The sequence below is a fragment of the Kutzneria kofuensis genome, assembly GCF_014203355.1.
GTDB lineage: Bacteria > Actinomycetota > Actinomycetes > Mycobacteriales > Pseudonocardiaceae > Kutzneria > Kutzneria kofuensis.
On record NZ_JACHIR010000001.1, the window covers coordinates 2,652,450 to 2,678,914 of the forward strand.

Below are 26,465 nucleotides of genomic sequence, written 5' to 3' on the forward strand. Positions count from 1 at the left end.
AGCCGGCACAACGATACGGTGCCGGATGGCCCGGTGAGGTCCGGTTGTGAGATGTGGATCAGTTCTTTGCCTGTGGCAGCCTCGCTTTCCTGCCCGTCCCGCGGGCCGACGGCGGCGGCACGACCGGCCCGATGTCCCCGTCCGGGGCCTCGTCCAGGTCGACGACGACCGGCGCGTGGTCGCTGGGGCCGGCGCCCTTTCGGGCATGCCGGTCCACCCAGGCCGCCCGCACCCGCCCGGCCACCGGCGCCGAGGCCAGCACCAGGTCGATGCGCATGCCCAGGTCCTGGTGGAACATGCCGGCCCGGTAGTCCCAGTAGGTGAACACCCGTTCGGTCGGCCAGCGCTCGCGGACGACGTCGTGCAGCCCCAGGTCCAGCAGCTCCTTCAGGGCGGCCCGCTCCGGCGCGGTCACGTGCGTCTGGCCCACGTACGCCGCCGGGTCGAACACGTCCGCGTCCGCCGGCGCGATGTTGATGTCCCCGCACAGCACCGCGTCGGCCGGGCCGCTCGCCACCACCTCACGCAGCGCCGCCAGCCAGGCCAGCTTGTACCGGTAGTGCTCCGAATCCGGCTCACGCCCGTTCGGCACGTACAGCGAGTGCACCCGGACCCCGCCGCACGTCGCCGCCACCGCCCGCGCCTCCTGGTGCGGGAACCCCGGCGCGCCGTCCAGGCCCACCACCACGTCGTCGAGGCCGACCCGGGACAGCACCGCCACCCCGTTCCACCGCGCCTCCCCCGCCACGGCCACCTCGTACCCGCGCTGCCCCAGCTCCTCGCCCAGCAGCGCCGTGAACGCCTCCGTGGACAGCTTCGTCTCCTGCAGGCACACCACGTCCGGCCGCCGCTCGTCCAGCCACGGCAGCAACCTCGGCAGCCGCTGCTTCACCGAGTTCACGTTCCACGTCGCCACTCGCACGACACCACCGTAACCACCGCCCCTGACAATCGCCGGGCTCGCGCGTGGACCGGCCGGAACCGGGAACGGTCACGGTCGGCCGGCAGCGAGGTGGCCGTTTCCCGGCGTGACGGAAGACGGGAAACGGCCGGCGGAACCTCAGACCTCCGGCCCGCATTCGACGTCCGCGGGCAGGTTGGCGTACTTGTCGCCGGTGAGGAACACCGCGCTGACGTTGCGGGACATGCCGTCCTCCAGGCTGACCACCACCCAGATGTCGTTGGTGATGCCGTACGCGGTGATCGTCTCGCCGTGCCGCCAGCAGATGCCCGGCCGGGAATCACCGGCCTTCATGCTCCACAGCGGGTCGACCGGGCACGTGGTCGCCGCGCATCCCTGGCGAGCGTTGACGTCGTGCCAGGCCGTGACGCGTGGATAGGCGCTGGCGTTCGCGGTCGCCGTCCCGCCCAGCAGCGTCGCTGCGACCAGCCCCAGACCGACGGCGATCCTGGCGATCGTCATACCGTTCCTCCTCGTCGTAGTCGATCAACTCGCTTGACGCCGGCCGCGTCGGGAGGGTTGTCGGATGGTCACGGTCGTGGAGCCATGGCTGGCCGGGTCGTGGGCGGCCGGCGTCACCTGAGCGAACGACGCTCGGCGCACGTTGCCGATCCCGGTTCCCGCAACCGCGGGCCCGGCCGTGCGTCCCTAGGCCATGGGTACGTTGTCACGAGCAGTACTCGTCTTCGCGGCCGTCACGACGCTGGCGGCGCCGGTGGCGGGGGCGGATCCGGCGCCGTCGACGCAGGTGGACACGGTCACGGCGGCGGATCAGGCCGTGGCGCTGGCGTACTGGACGCCGGAGCGGATGCGGCAGGTGGGGGCGGACGCGACGGAGCCGGGCGAGCAGACGGCGAAGCCGTGGGCCGAGCCGGCGCCGAAGGGGGTGGGGCGCTTCTTCTTCACGGAGGTGCCGGGCGGCGACAGCTGGTGCACGGCGACGGCGGTGCCCAGCGGCAACAAGGACACGGTGGTGACGGCGGCGCACTGCGTGCACCCGGGGTTCACCCGTGACGACGTGGTGATCAAGGCGACGAACATCGTGTTCGTGCCGGGCTACGACCGCGGGAAGGCGCCGCTGGGGGTGTTCGCGGCGCGGGCGTTCGTGGTGCCGACGGAGTACAGCCTCACTCCCCGGGACATGGCGATGGTGGTGTTCGGCCCGCGCAACGGCCAGCACGTGGCGGACGTGGCCGGCACGCAGAAGATCGCGTTCGGCACGCGGTCGACGGGCGGGGCGGACATCTTCGGCTATCCCGGTTCGAAGCTGGCGCACGGGGAGTTCCTGTTGCGCTGCACCGTGACGGCGACGCGTGAATCCGACAGCGTCGGCGACACGTGGAGCTCCCCGTGCGACATGGCGGGCGGCTCCAGCGGCGGTCCGTGGCTGACGGGCTTCGACGGCCGGAGCGGCACGGTCTTCTCGGTGACCAGCAAGGGCTCGCTCGACGACGACCTGCGCACCACGAGCCTGACCGGGGCCCCGATGGGTGACGTGGCCAAGCAGGTCTACGACCAGGCGTCAGCCATCTGACATCGCCGCCAGCACCTTGGCGGTGTCGACGAACTGCTCGAAGCGGACGATCTTGCCGGCGCGCACCACGAAGTGGTGCGCGACCCGGACGTCGATCGCCTTGCCGGTGGCCTTGTTGGTGGCGGTGTACCGGGCCAGCACCACCACGTTCTCGCCGTCGACGACATAGCTGTCGTCGTGCGCGGTCCAGTCGTCCCAGTCGACGGCCAGTTTCTCCATCACGTTGGCCGTCACGCCCTCGGGCGTGCGGTACGTGCCGGCCAGCGGAAAGCCGGCCATCTCGGTCCACTCCACGTCGGACGCGAGGGTGTCCCGCAAGGCCGCCAGGTCTCCGGCGGCCGAGGCGAGGTACTGGCGCCGCACGACGTCCGCGGGCTGCTCGAAGTCGGTCATCCCCAGCTCATCTCGCCCTTGGCGACCTTGGCGCCGATCTGGGCCGCGATCAGCATGCCGTGGTCGGGGTAACGGGTGGTCAGGACGTCGGTCAGCGTGGCGCCGTCGGCCGCGTCGGCGAGTTCCCGTTCGAACGTGGTGAGGTACTCGCGGGTCGCGGCGACGGGATCCCCGGGCGCGTCCGGCAGCCGGTGGCCAGGGATCACCAGGGCGGCGTCGAGCGACGCCATCTCGTCGAGCAGCCGTACCCATGCGGCGCGCTGCTCCGGCTTCGGAGTGTCGGCGACCCACACGTGTTCCCGTTGGAACAGCAGGACTCCGCCGAGGATCACGCGGTCCTCCGGCTGCCACAGGTAGTGCCGGTCGGCCAGTTCGGCCGGCCCACCGCACAGCTGAAAGCGCTTGCCCTCCAGCGTCAGGTCACCGGTCAGCGGCGTGATGTCGATCAGGCGCGTCGGCAGGTTCACGCCGAGGTGCGCCCAGGCCCGGAGCTTGCCCTCGTAGGTGTGCCGGATGTGCTCGATCACCGGCGGCGTCGCGACGAATTCGGCCTCGGGGAAGGCATCCGCCACGACCTCGGCGCCGAAGTAGTAGTCCGGGTCGCCGTGGCTGATGAACACCGTCGCCAGCCGCTTGCCGGAGTCGAGGATCCGGGCCACCAGGCGGTGCCCGTCGGCCCGGGTGAAGCCGGTGTCGACGAGCAGCACGTCCTGCTCGCCGCTGACCAGTGTGGCGGTCTTGTTCCGGCTGCCGACCGGGAAGTCGAGATCGACGACCTCGTAGTCCATGACGTCCTCCTCGTGGGCGATTTACCTGACTCAACAGATTCTGACTCGTCAGATATTTCGCCACAGAGGTGACGTGGGTCACGCTGCGGTCAGTGCATCCTGGGCAGCGCGTCCCGGGCCGCGTGGCTGAGAATCCGCAGGTCGGCGAGGAATTGTGCACGGTGTTCGACGGGCAGCGGGTCGAGGAAGTACCGCTCGATGTTCGCCAGATGCACCCGGGACGCGCGGACCGCGATCTCCTCTCCGTGCGGGGTGAGCCGGACCAGCCGTCCGCGCCGGTCGCCGGGATCCTCGGTCCGCTCGACCAGACCGGCCGCCTCCATCCGGTCGACGAGCCGCGTGACGCCGCCGGTCGTGAGCACCTGCTCCCGGCCGATCGCCCCCATCGACAGCCCCGGATCGCCCGCACGGCCGAGGATCAGCAGCACCTCGTACATCAGGTGGCTGATGCCGCACTCCTCCTCGATGGCCCGCCCGAGGATGTGCCCCAGCCGCCCCGCCACGCCCAGCAGCCGGCCGAAGGACACGATCAGCTCGTCGCTCGCCGCGTCCTTCGCCGTCGCGATCTCCGCCCGCTCGTCCACGGCCCCGATCATGCCCGACGCTGCCGCAAGCTGGGCGAATGGGCCCGCGGCCGATTCTTCGGCATCAGCGTCGGGGCACGGTCCGCCACGCGATGACGGCGCCGGCAGCGAACACGGCGCCGCCGACGAGAACGCTGAGGCGGTAGCCGGTCATGAAGTCCCCGGCGCCGGCGACGAGGGCGCCGAAGACGGCCACGCCGAGTGTGCTGCCGACCTGGCGACTGGAGTTCAGGGCACCGGAGGCGGTGCCGGCCTTGTCGGAGGGCGCCGCCTCGATGGTGGCGGCGGTGGCGGCGGGCATGGTGTAGGCGGTGCCGAAACCGATGGCCAGCAAAGGAACCACGAGCAGCCAGTACGGAGTGTCCTTGCCGCACAACCCCATCGCGAAGAGGCCGAGGGCGCCGACGACCAGCCCGATGATCATGACGGGGCGGGGCCCGAAGCGGGCGGTGTGCCGTCCGCCGAGGGCCGAGGCGAGGGATGCGATGCCGGGCTGCGGCAACAAGGCCAGGCCGGCGAGCATCGGCGTGAACAGCCGGATGTGCTGGAAGTACAGGGACAGCAGGAAGAGCTCGCCGTAGAAACCGGTGTTGATGGCGGCGCCGACAAGTACGGATCCGGTGAACTCCTTGCTACGGAAGAGAGACAGCGGAAGCATGGGGTGTCGACGGCGGGCCTCCACCACAACGAAACCGATGCCGCCGACCACCGCGACGGCGAATGCCCAGAGGGCGTTCTCGATGAGCCCGAAGGCGAGACCGCCGACCGCCATGATGCTCAGCACCTGCCCCGGCAGGTCCAGTCCGACGCGCTCCTTCGGGCTCGGCGCGACAACAGTCCGCAGCGTCAACACAATCGCGGCGATGCCGACGGGAACGTTGAGGAAGAAGATGACCGGCCAGCCGATCCAGCCGGTCAGCACTCCGCCCAGCACGGGCCCGAGCCCGGCGGCGATGCCGCCCATGCCGCCCCACACGCCGATGGCACGGGCCCGGGCGGCCCGGTCCGGATAGGAGGCGTTGATCAGGGCCAACGAGGTCGGCAGCACCAGCGCCGCGCCCAGGCCCTGGGCGAGGCGGGCGGCGTTGAGCACGGTCAGACTCGTTGCCAGGCCACAGATCGTCGACGCGAACACGAACAAACCCAGTCCGCACAGGAAGACGCGGCGTGCGCCCAGGCGATCTCCCAGTGACCCGGCGGACAACAGCAGGCAGGCGAAGACCAGCGTGTAGCCGTCCAACACCCACTGCAGGCCGCTCGGGGAGGCGCCGAGATCATGGCCGATGGCGGGCAGGGCGGTGGCGACCACCGTCGCGTCCATCGGGATCATGAAGAATCCCAGGCAGAGCGACACCAGCGGCCAGCGCCCGACGTTCACGGTAACCATATGCGGCCACGCTAACCCGGCATTGTTTCGGCCGCAGGCGAAGTGTCATCGGGCGGCGGCGGCGTAGCGGCGGGCGAGCAGGGCGAAGGCGTCCTTGAGCTCGGGCGGGCCGACGACCTCGATGTCCGCGTCGAATCTGCCGATCGTGGCGGCCAGGCCGGGCCAGGACCAGGCGCCGTGGACGAGACGGCAGCGGTTGGGGCCGAGCGGCTCGACCACGCCGTTGCCGACGAAGCCGGCCACGGTGTCGGCGGGCAGGTCGAGGATCACCTCGCCACGGCACGGCCACGCGTCGATGCCCTCGGAGCCCTTGAACCGGCCGGCGACGAAGGTCGCCACGTCCCCGCCGGGCAGCTCGCGCGGGGTGAACCGGGGGCCGGTCGGCGTGCGCGGGTTGATCTTGTCGACGCGGAAGATGCGCCAGTCGTCGCGATCGAGGTCCCAGGCGACGAGGTACCAGCGGCTGCCCCAGGTCACGAGGTTGTGCGGCTCGACCCGTCGCGGCTGAGCCCGGTGGTCGAATCGCAGCACCTCGCGGGCCCGCACGGCGGCGCTGACCGCCATGATGACCTTGACGTCGACCGGCGTGTGGTTCTCCGTCACGGCGGTGACCTGCAGGGCGTCGATACGGTTGCGCAGCCGTGCCGGCATGACCTGGCGGATCGTGCTCAGCGCCCGCGCCGCGGCCTCCCCGACGCCGCTCGACGCGATCGCCGTCTGGAGGGCGACCGCGAGGGCCACCGCCTGCTCGTCGTCGAACAGCAGCGGCGGCAGCTCCGTGCCCGCCCCGAGCCGGTAGCCGCCGTCCGGCCCCTTGATCGTCTGGATCGGATAGCCCAGCTCGCGCAGGCGGTCGACATCGCGCCTGACCGTCCGCGCGCTGACCTCCAGGCGGTCGGCCAGCAGCTGCGCCGGCCAGTCCCGGCGCAGTTGCAGCAGCGACAGCAACGACAGCAGCCGTCCCGACGTTTTCGGCATGCTTCCGAGAGTAGCGGCCACATCCTGTCCACTACTACTGCCATGGTTGTCCCCATGACCGAATCCACCGACCTGCTCGCCGCACTCGCCGCCGCCCGATCCGCCCTGGTCAGGACGGCCGACGGACTCACGGACGAGCAGGCCGCCGCGCGCCCGACCGTCAGCTCGCTCTGCATCGGCGGGGTGATCAAGCACGTCGCCGCCATGGAGGAGCAGTGGCTGCGCTTCGCCGTTGAGGGGCCGTCCGCCATGTCGCACGAGCTGCCCGACGGCGCCACCTGGGCCGACATCGCCGCCGGCACCGCCGAGTATCCACAGTGGATGATCGACCACCAGAACGGCTTCCGGATGCTGCCCGGCGAGACCCTCGCCGACATCCTTGCCCGCTACGAGAAAATCGCCGCGCGGACCGCCGAGATCGTCACCATGTCCGATCTCTCCAGCAGCCATCCGCTGCCCGCCGCCCCGTGGCTCGAACCCGGCGCCTCCTACAGCGTTCGCCGGGTGGTCATGCACGTCACCGCCGAGACCGCCCACCACGCCGGCCACGCCGACATCCTGCGCGAGGGCCTGGACGGGCAGAAGTCCAGCTGATGACCGTCCTGTCCACGCGGGCCCTCAACCGCGCCACCCTCGCCCGCCAGCTGCTGCTCGACCGCGCCGACCTGCCGGTTCTCGACGCGGTCGGGCATCTCTGCGGCCTTCAGGCCCAGGAGCCCCAGGAGCCGTTCGTCGGCCTGTGGTCCCGGCTCCGCGGCTTCCACCCCGTCGCCTTGTCGGAGCTGTTGGTGGAGCGTGGTGTCGTGCGGACCCACCTCATGCGACGCACCGTCCACCTGCTCGCCGCATCGGACGCCCTCGCCTGGCGGCCACGTCACGATTCCATGCTGCGCCAACGGGTTCTCGGCACCTATCGCCGTGAACTCGCCGGCGTCGACCTCTCCTCGCTGGCGTCCGCCGGCCACGCGGTCATGGCCGACGGCCAGCCCCGGTCCATGGCCGAACTCGTGCAGGCCGTCTCTGCCCGCTGGCCCGATGTTCCCGCCCGGGTTCTCGGCGAGTTGCTCGTCGCCGCCCTGGTGCCCGTGGTCCAGGTGCCCCCTCGTGGCCTCTGGCGCACCAAAGGCGGCGTTCGCAACGTCCTGCTGACGTCCTGGCTCGGCCGTCCGCTGGAGCCGGACCGTGAGTCGTCCGGCGACGCCGTCGGCCAGGCCCTGGTCCGCCGCTACCTTGCCGCCTTCGGTCCCGCCGCCACCGCCGACATCCGCGCCTGGTCCGGCCTCGCCGGCCTGCCCGCCGCCGTCGCCGCCCTACGCCCCGAGCTCGTCTGTTTCCGTGACGAGCGCGGCCGCGAACTCCTCGACCTCCCCGACGCCCCGCGCCCCTCCCCCGACACGCCCGCCCCCGTCCGCTTCCTGCCCGCCTTCGACAACGCCCTGCTCGGCTACCACGACCGCACCCGCATCGTCGACGACGCCCACCGGCTTCTCTCGGTCGCCGGCACCCGGGTCGTCCTCGTCGACGGCCGTGTCGCCGCCACCTGGACCGTCGCCGACGCCGCCGTCACCGTCACCCCGCTCCGCCCCTTCACCCGCGCCGAATGCACCGCCGTCGCCGACGAAGCCGAGCAGCTGACCGCATTTCTCACGACTGCCGCGTGACTACCAGCGGGCGGCCAGGTCGGCGGGTTCGGCCGGGATGCGTTCGAGGACCTCGCGGAGCCCGGCGGGGATGGGGGTCTTGCGGAACTCGCCCGGGGAGAAGGCGACGTAGCGGACGGTGGCGAGGACGGCGTCGCGGGAGGCGACCGAGCCCTGGAAGACGACGGTGAGGGAGGTGGTGCCGATGTGGCGGCGCCAGACGGCGACGTCGAGGAGATCGTCGAAGCGAGCCGGCGAGAGGTAGCGGATGGTGATCTCGGCGATGACGAGGTCGACGCCGGTCTGGGCGAGGAAAGCGAAGGAGCCGGCGACGGTGCGGAAGGCCTCGACGAAGGCGGCCTCGAAGAAACTGCCGTAGCGGGTGGCGTGGACGATGCCCTGGAGATCGGTGTCACCGGGGCGGATGCGGACGGAATGGATCAGCGCGTGGTCCCCCATACGGCGATGCTAGCCCAGCTCGACGGGGACGCCGGCGCGGTAGACGGCGGCCACGTCACGGAGAACGGCGAGGTCCTGGCTGGGATCGCCGTGCACGGCAAGCAGATCGGCGTCGTAGCCGGGGGCGATGCGGCCCTTGCGGGAGCCGACGGAGCAGGAGTCGGCGGCGAGGCGGGTGACGGAGGTGAGGACGGCGGCGGGGGAAAGCTCGGTGAACTGCTGGAAGTCGGTGAGACCGAAGGGAAGGCAGTAGTGGGGCTTGTACGAAATGATGCCGGCGTCGGAGGAGCAGACGAGCAGAGCGCCGGAGCGTTGCATCTCCGGGAGAAAGGCGCGGGCGGCGAGGACACGGGGTGGCGGCGGGGCGTCGGTGAGCAACCTGCCGGCGGTGACGCCGACGTAGACGCGAGCGGCGATGAGTTCGCGGATGGTGGACCAATCGGGCTCGGCGCCGTCGGCGGTGAGGAAGGTGCCGTGCTCGATGCCGTCGACGCCGGCGCGAACGGCGTCGCGGATGCCGGAGCCGCCATGGGCATGGGCGGTGACGGGTAGGCCGGCTGAGTGCGCAGCCTCGACGATGGCACTGAGCTGCGAGAAGTCGTACTGGGACTCGTGGGCGGCGCTGCCGGGAGTGATGCTGCCGCCGGTGGCCATGACCTTGATGACGTCGACACCCCGCGCCACCCGCTCGGCGACGGCGTCGGCCAGCGCAGACCGGTCGGCCGGCACCTCGCCGCCGAGGAACCAGCAATGCCCGCCGGGAGTGGTGATCGGCGGCCCGGCGGCGAGGATCTCGGGCAGCGCGGAGGAACCGTCCCTGAGCTCGACGGCGAGGTAGTCCCGGTCCCCCAGGTCGCGCACGGTGGTGATGCCGGCACGCAGCGCCTGACCGGCGTGTTCACGCATCCGCTCCAGCACGACCTCGCGCGGCAGCGACGTCATGTCACCGACAATGTCGCTGCCGGGCGCGAAGGCGAGATGCGTGTGGGCGTCCACCAGCCCGGGCATGAGCGTGACGTCGCCCAGGTCGACAACGGGAGCGTCGGTAGCGCCGACTCCCACGATCCGGCCACCGTCGAGCACCACGGTCCGCCGACCGTGGTGCATGGTGTCGCCGTCGAACAGCCGTGCGCAGCGAAGACCGATCACGCGGTCAGCATGACACCGCCGGCCCGATATGCCTCGATGGCGTCGTGACGTGTCGAGACGTCCCAGCCGAGCCGGGCGCCGACGAGGTCGGCGACGTGCTCCAGGCAGGCCAGCCCGCGTGAGGGGTATTCGAACGCGATGCGGGTCCGCCGGCTGAGGACATCGTCGAGATCAAGCGCACCCTCGTGGGTGACGGCGTGCACGATCTCGACCGCCAGGTACCCCTCGGCGCCGGTCACCGGCTGGGCCAGCGCAGGATCCTGCCGGATCAACTCCACCAGCTCGGACACCGCCGACCCGTACCGGCCCAGCAGTCGCTCCACAGTGGACACGGACAAGCCGTTGCGGGAAGCGAAAGCGATCCGGTCATCCCACAGCTCACGGTAGCCGACCGCGCCATGGATCGGCAGCCGCGCGGTCAGCGACGGCGCGACACCGCCAAGGCCACGGACGGCGGCGTTGACGACGTCGGCGGCCATGACCCGGTACGTCGTGTACTTCCCGCCGGCCACGACGAAGTACCCGGGCGCGGGCGAGGCAACGGCGTGCTCGCGGGACAACTTGGCGGTTTCGCTGTTCTTCCCGGCCAGCAGCGGCCGCAGCCCGGCGTAGGTGCCGACGATGTCGTCGACGGTGAGCGGATCCCGCAGCACCTTGTTCACGTGCTGCAACAGGTACTCGACGTCCTCATCGGTGACGGACGGCCGGTCGGGCGCATCCGAGTAGGGCGTGTCGGTGGTGCCGATGATCCAGTGCTGGCCCCACGGGATCACGAACAGCACGCTCTTCTCGGTGCGCATGATCAGCCCAGTATCGAGCTCGATCCGCTCCCGCGCCACGACCAGGTGCACGCCCTTGGACATCTGCACCCGGAAGCCGGGGTTCGCCTCGGTCCACACGCCGGTCGCGCCGATCACCCGCCGCGCCCGGACCCGAATCTCCTCACCGGACAACGCATCCCGTACGACAGCGCCGACAACGTCGACGCCGTCACGCAGCAACTCCGTGACCTCGGCCCGATTCACCACGGTCGCCCCGTGCTGGGCGGCGGTCCGGGCGACCATCATGGTGAACCGGGCGTCGTCGACCTGGCCGTCGTAGTACCGCACGGCGCCGGTCAACGCGTCGGGCCGCAGACCCGGCGACATGGCCAGAGCCTTGGTACGGGACAGGTGCTTGTGCATCGGCACCGACGTCGCGCCGCCGATGGTGTCGTACAGCATCAGCCCGGCGCCGACGTACGGCCGCTCCCATCCCTTGTGCGTCAACGGGTACAGGAACGGCACCGGCTTCACGAGGTGCGGGGCGAGACGCTTGAGCAGCAGCCCGCGCTCCCGCAACGCCTCCCGTACCAACGAGAACTCGAGCTGCTCCAGGTAGCGCAGCCCGCCGTGCACGAGCTTGCTCGACCGACTGGAGGTTCCCGATGCCCAGTCCCGCGCCTCGACGAGCGCGACGGACAGCCCGCGCGAGGCGGCGTCGAGGGCGGCGCCGACACCGACCACACCACCGCCCACCACGAGCACGTCGAACTCGGTCGAAGCCAGGGTGCGCAGGGCCGCCTCGCGGTAGCCGGCGTCCAGCCTTGCGGACATCGGGAACTCCTCCTAGTCGATCATTCAGCGCACGTCGTCGTCGACCCAGTCGAACGACTTCGTGACCGCCTTCTTCCAGTTGCGGTAGACGCGTTCCCGCTCGGACGCGTCCAGTTCGGGCGACCAGCGCTTGTCCTCGGCCCAGTTGGCCCGCAGCTCGTCCTCGCCGCTCCAGTACCCGACCGCGAGCCCGGCGGCGTAGGCCGCGCCGAGCGCCGTGGTCTCGGCGACCTTGGGCCGCACCACCGGCACGTCGAGAATGTCGGCCTGGAACTGCATGAGCAGCTCGTTGACGACCATGCCGCCGTCCACCTTGAGCTCGGTGAGGGCGACGCCGGAGTCGGCGTTCATGGCGTCCAGGACTTCCCGGGTCTGGAAGGCGGTCGCCTCCAGCACGGCCCGGGCCAGATGTCCCTTGCTGACGAAGCGGGTCAGGCCGACCAGCGCGCCGCGGGCGTCGGCCCGCCAGTACGGCGCGAACAGACCCGAGAAGGCCGGCACGAAGTACGCGCCGCCGTTGTCCTCGACGCTGCGGGCCAGGCCCTCGATCTCCGAGGCGGAGCCGATGATGCCGAGGTTGTCCCGCAGCCACTGGACCAGCGAGCCGGTGACCGCGATGGAGCCCTCCAGCGCGTACACCGGGGCCTGCGAGCCGATCTTGTAGCACACGGTGGTGAGCAGGCCGTTGTGGCTGGCCACCTTCTCCGTGCCGGTGTTGAGCAGCATGAAGTTGCCGGTGCCGTACGTGTTCTTGGCCGTGCCGACGTCGAAGCAGGCCTGGCCGAAGGTGGCCGCCTGCTGGTCGCCGAGGATACCGGTGATCGGCACGCCGTTGAGCACCCCGACGCCGGTCCCGTAGTTCTCCGACGACGACCGGATCTCCGGCAGCATGGACAGCGGAATGCCCATCTCGGCGGCGATGTCGGCGTCCCAGGACAGCGTGTCGAGGTCCATCAGCATGGTCCGGGACGCGTTGGTCACGTCGGTGACGTGCACGCCGCCGTTCGGGCCGCCGGTCAGGTTCCACAGCGTCCACGTGTCGGTGTTGCCGAACAGCAGGTCGCCGTTCTCGGCCTTGGCGCGGGCCCCCTCGACGTTGTCGAGGATCCACCGCACCTTGGGGCCGGAGAAGTAGGTGGCCAGCGGCAGGCCGACCTTGGCCTTGTACCGGTCGGCCCCGCCGCCGAGCGCTCCGAGGTCGTCCACGATGGACTGGGTGCGGGTGTCCTGCCAGACGATGGCGTTGTACACCGGCTCGCCGGTCCGGCGGTCCCACACCACCGCGGTCTCGCGCTGGTTGGTGATGCCGACGGCGGCCAGGTCGCCGATGTTCAGGTCGGCCTTGGCCAGCGCCTGGCCGATGACGTACCGGGTGTTCGCGGTGATCTCGGCCGGGTCGTGCTCGACCCAGCCGGCCCGCGGGAAGATCTGCTTGTGTTCCTTCTGCCCCACCGAGACGATCGAGCCGGCGTGGTCGAACACGATCGCCCGGGTGCTGGTCGTGCCCTGGTCGATGGCGAGAATGTGCTGGGCCATGGTGGTTTCCTCCCCGTCGGAACGATCAGAACGCGATGTGGGACATCAGGCCGGCGATGACGCCGCCGACGATGGGGCCGGCGACCGGCACCCACGCGTAACTCCAGTCGGAGTTCTTCGGCTCGGTCGAGGCCGGCTCTCCCTTGTACCGCAAGGGAAGGATGGCGTGCGCGATGCGCGGCCCGAGGTCGCGGGCCGGGTTGATGGCGTACCCGGTCGGGCCGCCGAGGGAGGCGCCGATGCCGACCACCAGCAGCGACACCGCCAGCGGGCCGAGGCCCGAGGGCGTCTTGCCGAACGAGAGCACCACGAAGACCAGCACGAACGTGCCGAGCACCTCGGTCAGGAAGTTCCAGCCGTAGCTGCGGATCGCCGGGCCGGTGGAGAACACCGCCAGCTTCTTGCCCTCGTCCGGCTCCTCGTCGAAGTGCTTCTTGTACGCGAGGAAGCACAGGCAGGCGCCGAGGAACGCACCCACCATCTCGCCGGCCAGGTAGACCAGGGTCGAGCCGAACGTCACCGCCACGCCCGGGGCGTACGTGCTGGCCCCGCTGCTCAGGATGCCGATCGTCACCGCCGGGTTGAGATGCGCCCCCGACTTGTACGCCACGTAGACGCCGGCCATCACGGCCAGCCCCCACCCGAAGTTGATCAGCAGCCAGCCGCCGTCGAAGCCCTTCGACTTCGTCAGCAGCACGTTCGCCACCACGCCCGCGCCGAGCAAGATCAGCAGGCCGGTGCCGAGCACCTCGCTGAGGAACACCGCTCCGAGAGCCACCCACTCCTCCATTCGTCGTTGAACGGCCACCCACCCCCAGTGAGTGAGGGGAACGTAGGCAGCGGAAACGGGCCGCTCAACGGGCCGCGGTCGACAATGTCGAACGGTGAGTCACGCCACAGAGTGGCCGATCGGTTACTGTCCGACGATTACGCCCATGGGACGGCCCCCGACCGGGGTCCGTGCCACCACCGGGCGTTCGACATTGCCGACAACGGGCTCGTTTGATTAGCTGACGCCGTGCCGGGCCCCATCCAGTCCATCGAGCGTGCCGCCGCCATGCTGCGGCTGCTGGCGCGCGGCTCCGGCCAGTACGGGCTGGCCGAGATCTCGGCGTCGCTCGGCCTGCCGAAGGGCACCGCGCACGGCATCCTGCGCACCCTGCAGCGGGTCGAATTCGTCGAACAGGACCAGGAAACCGGCCGCTACAAGCTCGGCGCCGCGCTGCTGCACCTGGGCACCAGCTATCTCGACGCGAACGAGCTGCGCTCGCGATCGATCAACTGGGCCGACACGCTGGCCGCGCGCAGCGGCCAGGAGGTGCGCATCGGCGTGCACCACGACGGCGCGGTGCTGGTCGTGCACCACGTCTTCCGGCCGGACGACACGATGCAGACGCTGGGGGTCGGGGCGATGCTTCCGTTGCACGCTACCGCGTTCGGCAAGGTGCTGCTGGCCTACGACGCGTCGCTGGCCCGCGATCGCGAGCTCACCTCGCTGACCCGGCGGACGATCGTCGCGCCGCAGGCGCTGGAGCGGGTGCTGACGCAGGTGCGGGCCAACGGCTGGGCCAGCGAGGCCGAGGAGTACATGCCGGGCGAGGCCAGCATCGCCGCGCCGATCCGGGCCTTCGGCGGCCTTGTCGTCGGCGCGATCGGCGTTTCCGGTGCGGTGGACCGGATCTGCGACTCGGCCAGCCGGCCCAAGCCGGCCCTGGTGAGTCAGGTGGCCAGCGCGGCCGAGGCCGTGTCCCGGGCGTTGAGCAACTGAGCGGGGATCATGGCGCAACGGTATGTGATGGCGATCGACCAGGGCACCACCTCCACCCGGTGCATCCTGTTCGACCAGAACGCCCGGCTGGTCTCGGTCGTGCAGCGGGAACACCGCCAGTACCACCCGCGGCCCGGCTGGGTCGAGCAGGACGCCGTCGAGATCTGGCGCAACGTCGACCGGATCATGCCGCAGGCGCTGCGGGACGCCGGCGTCGGCGCGGAACAGGTGGCGGCGCTGGGCATCACCAACCAGCGCGAGACGGCCGTGGTGTGGGACCGGCACACCGGCGTCCCGGTGGGGCGCGCCATCGTGTGGGAGGACATCCGCACCGAGGAGCTGGTGGGCGAACTGACCGCTCGGCCGGAAAGCTCGGGTATACGAGAGCGATGCGGCCTGCCGCTGGCGACGTACTTCTCGGCGCCGAAACTGCGGTGGCTGCTGGACAACACGCCCGGACTGCGGGAACGGGCCGAACGCGGCGACGTCCTGTTCGGCACCATGGACACCTGGCTGATCTGGAACCTGACCGGCGGCGTCAGCGGCGGCCTGCACGTCACCGACGTGACGAATGCCAGCCGCACCATGCTGATGAACCTCACCACCCAGTCGTGGGACGACGAGCTGCTGTCCTTTTTCGACATTCCGGCGCGGATCCTGCCGGAGATCCGGGCCTCCACGGAGATCCACGGCCGGACCACGCGGGTGGTGCCGGGCGTGACGATCTCCGCCGCGCTCGGGGACCAGCACGCCGCGCTGTTCGGGCAGACGTGTTTCGCCAAGGGCGAGACCAAGTGCACGTACGGCACCGGCAGCTTCCTGTTGATGAACACCGGCGACACGCTCGTGAAGTCCGAGCACGGGTTGCTGACGACCATCGGCTACCAGCTCGGCGGCGAGCCGGCCACCTACGCGCTGGAGGGTTCCATCGCCGTCACCGGGTCGCTCGTGCAGTGGTTCCGGGACAAGCTCGGGCTGATCCAGAGCGCCCCCGAGATCGAGACGCTGGCCCGGACCGTGACCGACAACGGCGGCTGCTACATCGTTCCCGCGTTCTCCGGGTTGTTCGCGCCGCACTGGCACAGCGAGGCCCGCGGTATCATCGTCGGCCTCACTTCGTACATCTCCAAGGGACATCTGGCCCGAGCGGTGCTCGAAGCCACCGCGTGGCAGACCCGCGAGGTGGTGGACGCGATGACCGCGGAGTCGGGCGTGCCGTCGAAGGCGCTGAAGGTGGACGGCGGCATGACCGCCGATCACCTGCTGATGCAGACCATCGCCGACGTGCTGGACGTGCCGGTGCTGCGGCCGATGGTGGCGGAGACCGTTTCGCTCGGCGCCGCCTACGCCGCCGGACTGGCCGTCGGCTACTGGCCGGATCTCGAAGGACTGCGCCGGAACTGGCATCTCGCGGCGCGATGGAATCCACAGTGGAATGCCGCCGACCGGGACGCCGAGTACGCCAACTGGAAGCGAGCCGTCGAGCTTACGTTCGGATGGGCGAAGCCGAGGCGTCCGCGCGAACGCTAGGGTGGGTCCGGGGATTCGGGGGCAGCGGACGCCGCAGCGGCGTCACCCCGGATCAGGGTGGGAAAGATGTCGATACGTGCTGTGCTGCTTGCCGTTCTGACGGTGGTGGCGGTGGCCGTCCCGGCGAACGCCACGACTCCGGCCACGAAATTCACCGCCGTGACGCCGCAACGGGTTCTGGACACCAGGGACGGCACCGGTGTGGGCGTCGAGGGTGATCACCTCGTGCTGGACCTGTCCGGTGCGGTGCCGGCCGGCACGGCGGCGGTGGTGCTGAACCTGACCGGCGCCGAGGCGAACGTGGACAGCGTCGTCATCGTGTGGCCCGATGGCGAGGCGAGGCCGAACACGTCGAACCTCAACGTGTCGCAGCGGCAGACCGCGGCCAATCTGACCACGGTTTCCCTGCCGGCCAACCGGAAGCTCGATGTCTGGGTGCACGGTGATCTCGGGGTGATCGCGGACCTCGCCGGCTACTACGCGGAAACCGGATCGGGGTACCGGGGCCATGCGCCGCAGCGGGTGATGGACACGCGCACCGGCGGTGGGCCGGTCGGACCACACGGGACGACCGTGCTGGACCTGTCGTCGGTGCTGCCGGCGACGGCGACCGCCGTGGTGTTCAACCTGACGGCTACCGACACCACCGCCTCCACCTTCGTCACGGCGTGGCCGGACGGCATTCCGCGGCCGTCGGCGAGTTCGCTGAACCTGGCGCCCGGGCAGACCCGGGCCAACCTGGTCACCGTCGCGCTGCCGGCCAGCCGCAAGATCGACCTGTACAACCATCTCGGCAGCGTGGACCTGATCGCGGACGTGTCCGGCTACTACGACAGCAGCGGCGGGGACTGGTTCTTCCCAGGCCCGCCGCGCCGCGTGATCGACACGCGGGACAGCAGCCCGGTCGGCCCGGGCGGCGTGCTGAACGTCGACGTCAGCCAGCAGACCGTGCTCAGCGCTTCCGCCGTCGCCGTGAACATCACCGCGACCGACGCCACCGCCTCGACGTTCCTCACCGCCTGGCCGACCGGCTTCGATCGGCCCGACGCCTCGACGCTGAACCTCGGCGCCGGTCAGACGGTGCCGAACATGGCCCTGGTCTCCCTGAACCAGAAGTCGTTCTCGGTGTACAACCTGGCCGGCGCGGTCGACGTGATCGTGGACATCGCCGGGTACTTCTCGCCGAGCCAGCCCTAGCCGATCTCCAACCGGCGCCAGGTTCCCAGGAAGACCAGCGCCGCGATGATCGACCCGGCCGAGGCCAGCGTCTGTGCGGCGATGTAGACGATCCACGTGTCGTCGCGCAGGACGCTGTCCAAGCCGTTCTGGGCGAGCGGCACGACGAGGAAGAACACGCCCAGCGCCAGGAGGACCGCGCCGCCGACCGCCGTGAACGTGACGATCAGTACGCGCGGGATCCGACGCTTGCCGTCGTGGTGGCGCACCAGGCCGCGCCTGGCCAGCCACCACGACGCCAGGCAGGCCAGCGCCAGCGCGATCGCGTCGGCCGCCAGCGTGTCGGACAGGCGGTGCCACTTGGCCGTCACCGTGTACGAGCCGATGCCGACGGCCCAGGACAGCACGAAGAACAGCGCCACGCCGCGCCACCGGTACGGCACCACGATCAGCGCCGCGAACAGCACCGTCATCGCGACGGTGGTGTGGCCGCTGGGCAGGCTGTTGTCGGCGTAGTGGCCGGTCAGCGGCACCAGGGACGGCCTCGGCAGCACGTAGCGCTTGAGGCCCTGCGTCACGATCTGCCCGGCGACGATCACCCCGACCGAGGCCAGCGCCAGGTCCCAGCGGCGGCGCAGCAGGCCGATCGCGGCAATCACCACCACCGCCGCCGCCAGGGAGTACACGGTGATCTGGTCCAGGCTGGCGTTGGCGTTGCCCGCCTCGCTCGCGCCGACCTGGTCCGCCCCGCGCAGCGCCGCGTTCTCCAGCGACTGGCCGACCGGCGTCAGCACCGCCAGAACGTAGACAGCGACCGTGACGATCGCGCTGCCGATGGCCACATGCAGCCAGCGGCGGGCGGGAACGTCCTGCGTCTGCTGAGCCGAGGACTCCTCCGACCGAAGCATGGCCGCATGCTATCCACAGTGGACCACGCGCCCGGCGCCACCGTGAGCTGCGGGAATCCGGTCGCCGGCGACCGGAACCCGACTGCTCTCCGCCAGTGACGCCCACACGTGAAGTGAACCCCTTTCACGATTACCGTGCGAAACGGGCTAAGGTGAGCCGCCGTGGAGATCACCCACTTGCGCTATGCCGTTCCCCCGACCGGGCTCACGGAGGTATGCCGGCCATGACTCGCCGCCAGACGCGCATCGTGATCATCACCGCCGTCGTCCTCGGGCTGTTCTGCCTCGGCATGGTCTTCTGGGCGGTGACCCGCTCCCCCGACCCCGTCGCCGAGCCCGCGCCGTTCACCACGACCGCCGCCCCGTCCTCCTCGACGACCACCGGCACCGCCACCTCCGCCCCGGCGACGAGCACCACCACGCCGCCGCCCACGACCACGCGGACCACCACCAAGGCCCCCGCCGCGCCGCCCAGGACCACCACGCACGCGCCCGCCGCCACCGCTCCGCCGGCCACCACCCTCAACAGCCTCTGCCAGGCCGGCCAGTGGCAGCGCGACACCCCTTACAACGGCGGCGCTCTCGTCCTGCACAACGGTTTCGAGTGGTACGCCCGGTCCTGGAACTACAACGCCGAACCCGGCGCCAACGCCGAGAACGTCTGGATCCGCGCCATCAACTGCTGAACGGCGTGGCGACCGGCGGCCATCAGGTGTGACGCCGCGTCCCGCCGAGGTCGAAAGCCTCGATGATCGAGGAGACGAAAGCCATCTCCGCCCACGGCAGTTCGGCACTGGCCGGTGCCGCGCGCCCGAACCTAGCGTCGTCTCCCGAGACGTAGCTGCACAAACGCGGTCAGCTGTGCTGGGGAGGCGGCGCACGTGGTGATCGAGCAGGATCCGCAGAACATCTACGAGGAGGTACGCGCCCGCGCGCAGGCGGACGGCCGCCCGGTGTCGGTGCGTCATGTCGCCCTCGTCTGCCACGAGCAGCTCACCGCCTGCGGCGTCGGGGTGTACCTGGTCGGTGACGGCGGCACGGAGCCCGCCTGCGCCACCACCGACGCCGTCGAGCGGATGATCGAACTTCAGATCACCCTCGGCGAGGGACCAGCCCTGACGGCCATCCACGCCGGTGTGCCCGTGCTGGTCGCGGACCTGGCGCACCAGGAGAACCTCACGCGGTGGCCGGTGTTCGGCTCCGCCGCGGCGGCTCACTCGTCGTTCGCGGTCTTCGCGTTCCCCCTGCTGATGGGTGAGATCACGGTCGGCGCGCTGGAGGTCTACCGGACACGAGAGGTGCCGCTCTCCGGTGACGAGCTGAACCTGGCGCTGGTGTTCGCCGAGGTGATGACCGCCCAGCTGATCACCGAGGTGGTCGACGTCGACGAGCCGGACGCGGAGGAACTCGTGGTCGAGGGGTTCCACGGTCGCTGGCTGACCGTGCACCAGGCCACGGGCATGCTCTCGGTGCAGCTGCGCTGCACGCTGACCGAGGCGTTCCTGCGGTTGCGCGGCCACGCCTACGCCTCCGGCCGACGGCTGTCCGATGTCGCCGATGACGTTGTCGACGGCGTGCTGAGACTGTGGCCCGACGACTCGCCGGGCATCTCCGGCTGTGGCGATGACGATCACGAGTAGAAGGCGCAGGAGGTGGGCGACAGTGGTGCCGCGAACGAACTCCACGACGACGCGATTAGCCATGATGGTGGCAACCCGGGGGTACACGCTCGACGCTGCCTGCTTGCTCGCCGACGCGTGTGCCCAGCTTCCGGGCGTCAACGCCGCCGGTGTGCTGGTGTCCACCGGCCTGGCCCGCCCGCGCGTGATCGCCGCGACCGACTCCCGGCTGTTCGACGCGTTTCACGCCGTCCAGGCCGACCGCGACCTCCGGGACACACAGGAGCAGAACGAAGGCGCGCCGGCTTGTCTCACCCCGGCGACGCAGGCCGACCAGTGGCCGCGATTGGCCCAGTTCGCTGGCACACACGGCATCCGGGCCCTGTACACGGTTCCGATGCGAGCCTTCGGCGTCCTCGTCGGGACCCTGGTGCTGCTGTGCCGCCAGGCGCCCGTGCTGACCGCCGACGAGCTCGACACCGCTCACGGCTGGGCCGTGATCGCCGCGGCGGGCATGTTGGCCGACGCAGCCGCCGAGGCCCTTCCCGACACGGCCCCGCGTCTCGCGCAGCACCGCGCGTTCCAGGACCAGATCACCGTCTGGCAGGCGACCGGCGCCCTCGCCGCCCGGCGCGGCGAGGACATCCCCACCGCGCTCGCCGCGCTCCGCCGCCACGCCGACCACGTCAACCAGCCGCTGGCGCACAGCGCGCGGCAGGTCCTGACGTGGACGCCCGAGGTCCGTGACGGTTTCTCCGGCCAGGACCGCGACACCCGGGTGCTGCTGGTCGAGGCCGACCCATTCGTCACCAGCTGCCTGGCGCGGATGCTGCGGGCGGAGGGCTTCGAGATCACCACGACCACGACGGTGCCCGCCGCGCAGGCCCAACGGGCGAACCCGCCGCCCGTGGCGATCATCGACCAACTCCTGCCCGGCGCGGCCGATTTCGGGCGCGACCTGGCGGCGAGCGGCACCCGGGTGATCGCGATGTCCGCGGCGTCGTCGGGACAGGCGCCGCCCGGGGCCGCCACACTGCTGCGCAGGCCGACCCCGCTGTCGCGCGTCGTCGCCGCCGTCCGCGACCAGCACCCGGCCGCCCGAGAGCAGGTGCCGGCATGACCGAACGTCTGACCAACGGGTGCGCCCGGCTGGACACGATCCTGGGCGGCGGTCTGGTCAACCCGTCGATCACGCTCCTGGCGGGGGCTCCCGGCTCCGGCAAAACCCTGCTGGCCCAGCAGTACGCGTTCGCCAACGGCCGCCCCGACGCCCCGGTGGTCTACCTGAGCACCCTCACCGAGCCGCTGTCCAAGATTACTCAGTTCGTGCAGGGCCTGGCCTTCTGCGACCCCGACCGGATCGGCACCGCGGTGGTGTTCGAGGACATCGGCGACGTGGTGATCAACGGCGGCCTGGGGGCCGGACTGGAACGAATCACCGAGATCATCACCAGGGCGCCGTGCGCGATGCTGGTCATCGACAGCGTCAAGGCGCTGCGCGTCGCCGCGCACGACGCGACCGAGTACGCCCGTTTCCTCTACGAGTTGGCCGGCCGCCTGAGCGCCCTGGCCACCTGCGCGCTGTGGCTGGCCGAGTACGACGAGCCCGAACTGGCGACCTCGCCCGAGTACGCCATCGCCGACACCACCGTCGTGCTGTCCACCCAGGCCAGCGGGCAGCGAACCAACCGGGCCTTGCAGGTGCTCAAGCACCGGGGGAGCGCGTGCCTGTCCGGCTGGCACGCCTACCGCATCACCGACCGTGGCCTGGACGCCTTCCCCCGGCTCAGCGACGTCAGCGCGGTGACCGAGCGGCACGGGGAGCGAACTCGGGTGAGTTCGGGCATCCCCGCCTTGGACAAGATGCTCAACGACGGCTACTGGCCCGGTTCGAGCACGGTGGTGGCCGGCCCGTCAGGATGCGGAAAAACCGTACTCGGGCTGCACTTCGCGTACCGGGGTGCGGAGTTGGGTGAGAGGTGTACCTTCACCACGCTGGAGGAGAATCGCGCCCAGCTCGGCCGCGCCATCCGCAGCCTGGGCTGGGACCCGCAGAACAACGACGTCGCACTGCGCTGCGAATCACCCAACGACATCTACATCGACCAGTGGTTCTACGAGCTGCTGGACTTTCTGGAAGCCACGGGGTGCCGGCGACTGGTCGTCGACAGTCTCACCGACCTCGCCGCCGCGTGTGAGGACCAGCGGCGGTTCACCGAGTTCGCCCACTCGCTGCTGAGCCGCTGCTCGCAGGCCGGGATCAGCACGCTGCTCACGCTCGATGTGCCCGACCTGTTCGGCCAGCGGCAGCTGACGCAGCAGGGATTCTCCCGCCTGTCCGACAACCTGGTGCTGCTGCACTACGTCCGCAACGGGCCGAAGCTGGACCGCGCGATGACCGTGCTCAAGTCCCGGGCGAACGAGAACCTGCCCGAGACCAGGAGGTTCGTGATCACCGGCGAGGGAATCGAGGTCGGCGAGCCGGTGAAGGGGTTCTGAGTTCGCGTGCAGGCAGCCTAGCCGGCTGTCCACAAAGGACTGGGGACCGGCTGTTCCCGCAAGGCGTTGAGCACCAGGTTCACCGCGGCCCGCGGCGGCGAACCGCGGCGGACGACGGCGGCGATCCGGCGGCTGACCGGAACCGCCAGCTCCCGTGTGACCACGCGGTAGCGCGGGTCGACGGCGAGGCCGGGCAGCAGGGCGATCGACAGGCCGGCCTCGACGTGTTGCAGTGTCATGAGGTAGTTGCTGAACCGGCACACCACGCGCGGCTCGAAGCCGGACTCACGGCAGAGGCGCAGCGTCAGGTTGGCCATGTAGGACTGGGGGATGTCCAGCGCCCACGGCTCGCCGGCGTAGGCGGACAGCTCGACGGGACCGCGCGGAACGGGGCGGTCGGGCGAGGTGACGAGCACGACGGGATCGGTGGCCAGAGGCACGATGTCGAGGTCGGGCCCCAGCGGCAGCTCGACGAAGTCGGTGGTCGTGATGATCACGTCGGCGTCGCCGCCGCGCAGGGCGGGGATGCTCTCGTGCGGCTCCAGCTCCAGCAGCTCGACGGTCAGCCGCGGATGGGCCAGCCGGGCCACGGCGGGCACGGCGAGGGTGTGGATCGCGCTCTGGAACGCCCCGAGCCGGACGAGGCCGGCGGGCTCCTCACGAAGCCCGCGCAGCTCGGCCTCGACGGTGTCCATGTGGTCGAGAATCGCCCGCGCCCGCCGCGCGAGCATCTGCCCGGCCGGAGTCAGGCGGACCCGACGGCCGGTGCGTTCCAGCAGCTGGGTGCGGGTTTCGGCCTCCAGCACGGCCAGCTGCTGCGACACGCTCGACGCGCTCAGGTTGGCGTCCTGAGCGACCGCGCGAATCGTGCCGAGTGTGTCGAGGCGGCTCAGCAGCCGCAGGCGCCACGGGTTCAGCATGCCGGCATTGTTCGGCAAAAGCGCACAGCCATGCCGGAATCGTGAGATGGACGTGTCGCTCGGGGCGGCCCTACCGTCGGCGTCATGGCTGACTTCTGGGCAGACGCCGACCGGCACCTCGTCCGCTACGCCGGCAGGGCCGACTTCACCCGCGAGATCATCGCCCGCGCCGAGGGCAGCTTCGTCGTCACCGAGGACGGCCGCCGGATCCTCGACTTCACGTCCGGGCAGATGAGCGCCATTCTCGGCCACTCGCACCCGGAGATCGTCGCCGCCGTGCGACGCCAGGCCGCGACACTGGACCACCTGTTCAGCGGCATGCTCAGCCGGCCCGTGGTGGACCTGGCCCGCCGCCTGGCGGGGACGCTGCCGTCACCGCTGGAGAAGGTCCTGCTGCTGACCACCGGCGCGGAGTCCAACGAAGCCGCCATCCGGATGGCCAAGCTCGTCACCGGCGGGCACGAGATCGTGTCGTTCGCCCGCTCGTGGCACGGCATGACCCAGGCCGCCGCCGGCGCGACCTACAGCGCCGGCCGCAAGGGTTACGGGCCGGCCGCGCCCGGGAACTTCGCACTGCCGGTGCCGCACAGCGACTGGCGACCACAACTCGACGTCGGGTTCGAGATGATCGACGCGCAGTCGGTCGGCAGTCTCGCCGCATGCATCGTGGAGCCGATCCTCAGTTCCGGCGGTGTCATCGAACCCCCACCCGGCTACCTCGCCGCGCTGCACGAGAAGTGCCGCGAGCGGGGCATGCTGCTCATCCTCGACGAGGCCCAGACCGGCCTGTGCCGAACCGGCAGCTGGTACGCCTTCGAGCGCGACGGCGTCGTCCCGGACATCCTCACCCTGTCCAAGACGCTCGGCGCCGGCCTACCGCTGGCGGCCGTCGTGACCAGCGCCGAGATCGAGCAGGCGGCCCATGATCGTGGGTACCTGTTCTTCACCACCCACGTCTCCGACCCGCTGCCGGCCGCCGTCGGCAACGTCGTGCTCGACGTGCTGACCCGCGATCGTCTCGACGAACGCGCCCGGTACCTCGGCACGGTCCTCCGGCACGGCCTCGACCAGATCGCGGGCAACCACGAGGTCGTCGCCGACGTCCGCGGCCGCGGCCTGCTCGCCGGCCTCGAACTCGTCTCCGACGACCTGGGCCGCCGCGTCACCCGGCGCTGCCTGGAACTGGGGCTGCACATGAACATCGTGCAGCTGCCGGGCATGGGCGGCGTCTTCCGCATCGCCCCGCCGCTGACCGCCAGCGAGGACGAGATCACCCTCGGGCTGTCCATTTTGGACCAAGCGATCGGCGACGCCGTGAAGACCGGGTCGAAGGGCGCGTGAGCGCCCTTCGACCCCCCATGTCAGGCGGCAACCAGCAGCGGCCGACCGTCACACAGCGGCAACTCGTCGCCGCGCCAACGCTTGCGCAGCAGCCGGTCGTGCGAGACGACCACCACCGCGCCGGAGTAGTCGGCCAGCGCGGCCTCCAACTCCTCCACCAGCGTCAGCGACAGGTGGTTGGTCGGCTCGTCCAGCAGCAGCACGTCCACCTCGCGCACCAGCAGCCGCGCCAGTGCCAGCCGGCGCTGCTGCCCGATGGACAGCGAGCCCACCGGCGTGCGCAGGTCGGACTCGGCGAACAAGCCCAGCGACATCAGCCGCTCGGCATGCTCGTCGGCGGTGCCGACCCGGCCGTGCGCGAACGTGGCCAGCACGCTGCATTCCGGGTGCCGGACCGTGTTCTCCTGCGGCAGGTAGCCGATCCGGCCGGTCCGGATCACCGTGCCCGTGTCCGGGCGCAGCTCGCCGGACATCACCGCGAGCAGCGTGGACTTGCCCGCCCCGTTCGGCCCCGAGACGAACAGCCGCTCCCCCGCGGCGACCGTGAGGTGGTCGACCGCCAGCCGGCCGGCGACGGTGACGCCGGACAGCTCGATCACCGTGCCGTCCGGGACGCCGCCGGACAGCGGCGCGTTGAGCCGCAACGGATCCGGCGGTCGTGGCACCGGCTCCGCCCGCAGCCGGTCGAGCCTTTCGGCCGCGCTGCGCACCCGGGTGGCGATGCTGGCCTGCACCCGGCGGCCGTCCCCGTTGTACTTGCACTTGTTGTGATCCTTCATCGGACGGCCGGGGGCGACCCGATAGGCCGTGGTCGCGCCCCACTCCGTCCAGTGCTCGATCTCGCCGACCCACTCCGCGTACTGCTGTTCCCAGCGCCGCCGGGCGGCCCGCTTCTCGTCGAGATAGCCGGCGTACCCGTTGCCGTAGCGGGTGATCGCGCGGCGATCGCCGTCCACCTCGATGATCGCGGTGGCCACGTGCTCCAGCAACAGCCGGTCGTGGGTGACCACGACAAGCGTGCCCCGGTGAGCGAGCAGCCGATCCTCCAGCCAGCCCAACGCCTGCGCGTCGAGATGGTTGGTGGGCTCGTCGAGCAGCAGCAGTTCCGGCTCGGCCGACAGCACTCCGGCCAGCGCGAGCCGGGCCTGCTGGCCGCCCGAGATCGTCCCCAGTGGACGGTCACGGTCAAGATGGCCGATGCCCAGCGCGGACATCGCCGCCGCCACCTTGGCGTCGGCCCGGTAGCCGTCGCGCTGTTCCAACGCCGTGAGCAGTTCCCCGTACGCGGCGAGGCCGACCTCGTCAGCGTCGCCGAGATGCTGCTCTGCCTCGGCGATTCTCCGTTGCAGGTCACGGATCTCCGCCAGCGCGGCGTCGATCGCGTCACCCACTGTCGCCGCCGGCGACAGGTCCAGCACCTGGCCGAGATGCCCGACGCCGCCGGGCGCAGCGACGATGATCTCGCCGTCGTCCGGTCGCTCCTGGCCGGCGATCAGCCGGAGCAGCGTGGACTTGCCGGAACCGTTGTCGCCGACGATGCCGACGCGCTCGCCGGGACGGACCGTCGCCGAGACGGCGTCCAGGACCCGACGGTGGGCAAAGGACTTACTGACCGATCGAATGGTGAGCTGAGCTGACAAGACGGCCTCCTGAGTTCGAAGTGGACGGTCGGTTGTGGCTTGACCATCGGTCGGCCCTCC

The 26,465-nt window shown here is 70.8% G+C and carries 26 protein-coding genes; 11 read left to right on the forward strand and 15 right to left on the reverse strand.

From position 1 onward, the window contains the following. Positions 1-58: 58 nt before the first annotated feature. A complete protein-coding gene (locus BJ998_RS12280) occupies positions 59-922 on the reverse strand; it encodes an exodeoxyribonuclease III (RefSeq protein WP_184861283.1) in 864 nt (287 codons plus the stop codon). A gap of 138 nt (positions 923-1,060) precedes the next feature. Continuing rightward, positions 1,061-1,423, reverse strand: a complete 363-nt coding sequence (locus BJ998_RS12285) for a hypothetical protein (RefSeq protein WP_184861285.1) — start codon at positions 1,421-1,423, stop codon at positions 1,061-1,063. A gap of 202 nt (positions 1,424-1,625) precedes the next feature. Between BJ998_RS12285 and BJ998_RS12290 the strand changes: the two genes are divergently transcribed. Beyond that, a complete protein-coding gene (locus BJ998_RS12290; protein ID WP_246488572.1) occupies positions 1,626-2,495 on the forward strand; it encodes a trypsin-like serine peptidase in 870 nt (289 codons plus the stop codon). On the opposite strand, the gene BJ998_RS12295 is transcribed toward BJ998_RS12290, so the two are convergent. The 5 genes from BJ998_RS12295 to BJ998_RS12315 all read right to left on the reverse strand — a co-directional run bounded on the left by BJ998_RS12295 (position 2,484) and on the right by BJ998_RS12315 (position 6,625). After that, complete coding sequence (locus BJ998_RS12295; protein ID WP_184861289.1) at positions 2,484-2,888, reverse strand: nuclear transport factor 2 family protein; 405 nt, start codon at positions 2,886-2,888, stop codon at positions 2,484-2,486. The two genes, BJ998_RS12290 and BJ998_RS12295, sit on opposite strands and share 12 nt — an antisense overlap. Beyond that, positions 2,885-3,676: an MBL fold metallo-hydrolase gene (locus tag BJ998_RS12300; protein ID WP_184861291.1), complete on the reverse strand. Its 792-nt coding sequence runs from the start codon at positions 3,674-3,676 to the stop codon at positions 2,885-2,887. Before BJ998_RS12300 ends, BJ998_RS12295 begins: the two co-directional genes overlap by 4 nt. Positions 3,677-3,765: 89 nt before the next feature. Beyond that, positions 3,766-4,260, reverse strand: a complete 495-nt coding sequence (locus BJ998_RS12305) for a MarR family winged helix-turn-helix transcriptional regulator (RefSeq protein WP_312890067.1) — start codon at positions 4,258-4,260, stop codon at positions 3,766-3,768. A 64-nt stretch (positions 4,261-4,324) separates the two neighbouring features. Next, the gene (locus BJ998_RS12310) at positions 4,325-5,647 is read right to left on the reverse strand and encodes an MFS transporter (protein ID WP_184861294.1); all 1,323 of its coding nucleotides are present in this window, start codon (positions 5,645-5,647) and stop codon (positions 4,325-4,327) included. 45 nt (positions 5,648-5,692) lie between these two features. Further along, positions 5,693-6,625: a helix-turn-helix transcriptional regulator gene (locus BJ998_RS12315; RefSeq protein ID WP_184861295.1), complete on the reverse strand. Its 933-nt coding sequence runs from the start codon at positions 6,623-6,625 to the stop codon at positions 5,693-5,695. A gap of 54 nt (positions 6,626-6,679) precedes the next feature. Here BJ998_RS12315 and BJ998_RS12320 point away from each other — a divergent pair, with 54 nt between their 5' ends. Both BJ998_RS12320 and BJ998_RS12325 read left to right on the forward strand, forming a co-directional pair. After that, positions 6,680-7,219 carry a DinB family protein gene (locus tag BJ998_RS12320; protein ID WP_246488573.1) on the forward strand — a complete coding sequence of 180 codons (540 nt, stop codon included), beginning with the start codon at positions 6,680-6,682 and terminating at the stop codon, positions 7,217-7,219. Then, positions 7,219-8,286, forward strand: coding sequence for a winged helix DNA-binding domain-containing protein (locus BJ998_RS12325; RefSeq protein WP_184861299.1), 1,068 nt, complete (start codon positions 7,219-7,221; stop codon positions 8,284-8,286). Before BJ998_RS12320 ends, BJ998_RS12325 begins: the two co-directional genes overlap by 1 nt. On the opposite strand, the gene BJ998_RS12330 is transcribed toward BJ998_RS12325, so the two are convergent. The 5 genes from BJ998_RS12330 to BJ998_RS12350 are packed head-to-tail and all read right to left on the reverse strand — an operon-like array spanning position 8,287 to position 13,782. Next, positions 8,287-8,724 carry an acyl-CoA thioesterase gene (locus BJ998_RS12330; RefSeq protein ID WP_184861301.1) on the reverse strand — a complete coding sequence of 146 codons (438 nt, stop codon included), beginning with the start codon at positions 8,722-8,724 and terminating at the stop codon, positions 8,287-8,289. A 9-nt stretch (positions 8,725-8,733) separates the two neighbouring features. Further along, positions 8,734-9,873, reverse strand: a complete 1,140-nt coding sequence (locus BJ998_RS12335; RefSeq protein WP_312890068.1) for an amidohydrolase family protein — start codon at positions 9,871-9,873, stop codon at positions 8,734-8,736. Beyond that, on the reverse strand, positions 9,870-11,468 hold the full coding sequence (locus tag BJ998_RS12340; protein ID WP_184861303.1) for a glycerol-3-phosphate dehydrogenase/oxidase: 1,599 nt from the start codon (positions 11,466-11,468) through the stop codon (positions 9,870-9,872). Before BJ998_RS12340 ends, BJ998_RS12335 begins: the two co-directional genes overlap by 4 nt. 24 nt (positions 11,469-11,492) lie before the next feature. Continuing rightward, on the reverse strand, positions 11,493-13,004 hold the full coding sequence (gene glpK, locus BJ998_RS12345; protein WP_184861305.1) for a glycerol kinase GlpK: 1,512 nt from the start codon (positions 13,002-13,004) through the stop codon (positions 11,493-11,495). Positions 13,005-13,029: 25 nt separating this feature from the next. Next, the gene (locus BJ998_RS12350; protein WP_184861307.1) at positions 13,030-13,782 is read right to left on the reverse strand and encodes an MIP/aquaporin family protein; all 753 of its coding nucleotides are present in this window, start codon (positions 13,780-13,782) and stop codon (positions 13,030-13,032) included. A 240-nt stretch (positions 13,783-14,022) separates the two neighbouring features. Between BJ998_RS12350 and BJ998_RS12355 the strand changes: the two genes are divergently transcribed. From BJ998_RS12355 to BJ998_RS12365, 3 genes are all read left to right on the forward strand, one after another. After that, entirely contained in the window at positions 14,023-14,772 is a 750-nt protein-coding gene (locus BJ998_RS12355) for an IclR family transcriptional regulator (RefSeq protein WP_184861309.1), read from the forward strand. 9 nt (positions 14,773-14,781) lie between these two features. Next, entirely contained in the window at positions 14,782-16,302 is a 1,521-nt protein-coding gene (gene glpK, locus BJ998_RS12360; RefSeq protein WP_184861311.1) for a glycerol kinase GlpK, read from the forward strand. A 66-nt stretch (positions 16,303-16,368) separates the two neighbouring features. Further along, positions 16,369-17,499: a hypothetical protein gene (locus BJ998_RS12365; RefSeq protein ID WP_184861313.1), complete on the forward strand. Its 1,131-nt coding sequence runs from the start codon at positions 16,369-16,371 to the stop codon at positions 17,497-17,499. Here BJ998_RS12365 and BJ998_RS12370 read toward each other — a convergent pair. Continuing rightward, the gene (locus tag BJ998_RS12370; RefSeq protein WP_184861315.1) at positions 17,496-18,386 is read right to left on the reverse strand and encodes a phosphatase PAP2 family protein; all 891 of its coding nucleotides are present in this window, start codon (positions 18,384-18,386) and stop codon (positions 17,496-17,498) included. The genes BJ998_RS12365 and BJ998_RS12370 overlap by 4 nt on opposite strands. A 224-nt stretch (positions 18,387-18,610) precedes the next feature. On the opposite strand from BJ998_RS12370, the gene BJ998_RS12375 reads away from it, so the two are divergent. The 4 genes from BJ998_RS12375 to BJ998_RS12390 all read left to right on the forward strand — a co-directional run bounded on the left by BJ998_RS12375 (position 18,611) and on the right by BJ998_RS12390 (position 22,504). After that, positions 18,611-19,072 carry a hypothetical protein gene (locus BJ998_RS12375; protein ID WP_184861317.1) on the forward strand — a complete coding sequence of 154 codons (462 nt, stop codon included), beginning with the start codon at positions 18,611-18,613 and terminating at the stop codon, positions 19,070-19,072. A 195-nt stretch (positions 19,073-19,267) separates the two neighbouring features. Further along, complete coding sequence (locus BJ998_RS49130) at positions 19,268-20,026, forward strand: GAF and ANTAR domain-containing protein (protein WP_184861319.1); 759 nt, start codon at positions 19,268-19,270, stop codon at positions 20,024-20,026. Between the two features lie 103 nt (positions 20,027-20,129). Further along, positions 20,130-21,125: a hypothetical protein gene (locus BJ998_RS12385; protein WP_184861321.1), complete on the forward strand. Its 996-nt coding sequence runs from the start codon at positions 20,130-20,132 to the stop codon at positions 21,123-21,125. Then, entirely contained in the window at positions 21,122-22,504 is a 1,383-nt protein-coding gene (locus BJ998_RS12390; protein WP_184861324.1) for a DUF7125 family protein, read from the forward strand. Before BJ998_RS12385 ends, BJ998_RS12390 begins: the two co-directional genes overlap by 4 nt. 17 nt (positions 22,505-22,521) lie before the next feature. On the opposite strand, the gene BJ998_RS12395 is transcribed toward BJ998_RS12390, so the two are convergent. Then, positions 22,522-23,424, reverse strand: coding sequence for a LysR family transcriptional regulator (locus BJ998_RS12395; RefSeq protein ID WP_184861326.1), 903 nt, complete (start codon positions 23,422-23,424; stop codon positions 22,522-22,524). An 84-nt stretch (positions 23,425-23,508) separates the two neighbouring features. Between BJ998_RS12395 and BJ998_RS12400 the strand changes: the two genes are divergently transcribed. Beyond that, on the forward strand, positions 23,509-24,765 hold the full coding sequence (locus BJ998_RS12400; RefSeq protein ID WP_184861328.1) for an aspartate aminotransferase family protein: 1,257 nt from the start codon (positions 23,509-23,511) through the stop codon (positions 24,763-24,765). 20 nt (positions 24,766-24,785) lie between these two features. Here BJ998_RS12400 and abc-f read toward each other — a convergent pair whose 3' ends face one another. Further along, the gene (gene abc-f, locus BJ998_RS12405) at positions 24,786-26,405 is read right to left on the reverse strand and encodes a ribosomal protection-like ABC-F family protein (RefSeq protein WP_184861330.1); all 1,620 of its coding nucleotides are present in this window, start codon (positions 26,403-26,405) and stop codon (positions 24,786-24,788) included. Positions 26,406-26,465 lie beyond the last annotated feature (60 nt).

Excerpts from the sequence above, each read along its gene's own strand:
- BJ998_RS12285 (WP_184861285.1), bottom strand. The coding sequence starts at position 1,423 with ATGACGATCGCCAGGATCGCCGTCGGTCTGGGGCTGGTCGCAGCGACG.
- BJ998_RS12295 (WP_184861289.1), bottom strand. The coding sequence starts at position 2,888 with ATGACCGACTTCGAGCAGCCCGCGGACGTCGTGCGGCGCCAGTACCTC.
- BJ998_RS12300 (WP_184861291.1), bottom strand. The coding sequence starts at position 3,676 with ATGGACTACGAGGTCGTCGATCTCGACTTCCCGGTCGGCAGCCGGAAC.
- BJ998_RS12310 (WP_184861294.1), bottom strand. The coding sequence starts at position 5,647 with ATGGTTACCGTGAACGTCGGGCGCTGGCCGCTGGTGTCGCTCTGCCTG.
- BJ998_RS12315 (WP_184861295.1), bottom strand. The coding sequence starts at position 6,625 with ATGCCGAAAACGTCGGGACGGCTGCTGTCGTTGCTGTCGCTGCTGCAA.
- BJ998_RS12320 (WP_246488573.1), top strand. The coding sequence starts at position 6,680 with ATGACCGAATCCACCGACCTGCTCGCCGCACTCGCCGCCGCCCGATCC.
- BJ998_RS12325 (WP_184861299.1), top strand. The coding sequence starts at position 7,219 with ATGACCGTCCTGTCCACGCGGGCCCTCAACCGCGCCACCCTCGCCCGC.
- BJ998_RS12330 (WP_184861301.1), bottom strand. The coding sequence starts at position 8,724 with ATGGGGGACCACGCGCTGATCCATTCCGTCCGCATCCGCCCCGGTGAC.
- BJ998_RS12340 (WP_184861303.1), bottom strand. The coding sequence starts at position 11,468 with ATGTCCGCAAGGCTGGACGCCGGCTACCGCGAGGCGGCCCTGCGCACC.
- glpK (WP_184861305.1), bottom strand. The coding sequence starts at position 13,004 with ATGGCCCAGCACATTCTCGCCATCGACCAGGGCACGACCAGCACCCGG.
- glpK (WP_184861311.1), top strand. The coding sequence starts at position 14,782 with ATGGCGCAACGGTATGTGATGGCGATCGACCAGGGCACCACCTCCACC.
- BJ998_RS12365 (WP_184861313.1), top strand. The coding sequence starts at position 16,369 with ATGTCGATACGTGCTGTGCTGCTTGCCGTTCTGACGGTGGTGGCGGTG.
- BJ998_RS12370 (WP_184861315.1), bottom strand. The coding sequence starts at position 18,386 with ATGCTTCGGTCGGAGGAGTCCTCGGCTCAGCAGACGCAGGACGTTCCC.
- BJ998_RS12375 (WP_184861317.1), top strand. The coding sequence starts at position 18,611 with ATGACTCGCCGCCAGACGCGCATCGTGATCATCACCGCCGTCGTCCTC.
- BJ998_RS12390 (WP_184861324.1), top strand. The coding sequence starts at position 21,122 with ATGACCGAACGTCTGACCAACGGGTGCGCCCGGCTGGACACGATCCTG.
- BJ998_RS12395 (WP_184861326.1), bottom strand. The coding sequence starts at position 23,424 with ATGCTGAACCCGTGGCGCCTGCGGCTGCTGAGCCGCCTCGACACACTC.
- BJ998_RS12400 (WP_184861328.1), top strand. The coding sequence starts at position 23,509 with ATGGCTGACTTCTGGGCAGACGCCGACCGGCACCTCGTCCGCTACGCC.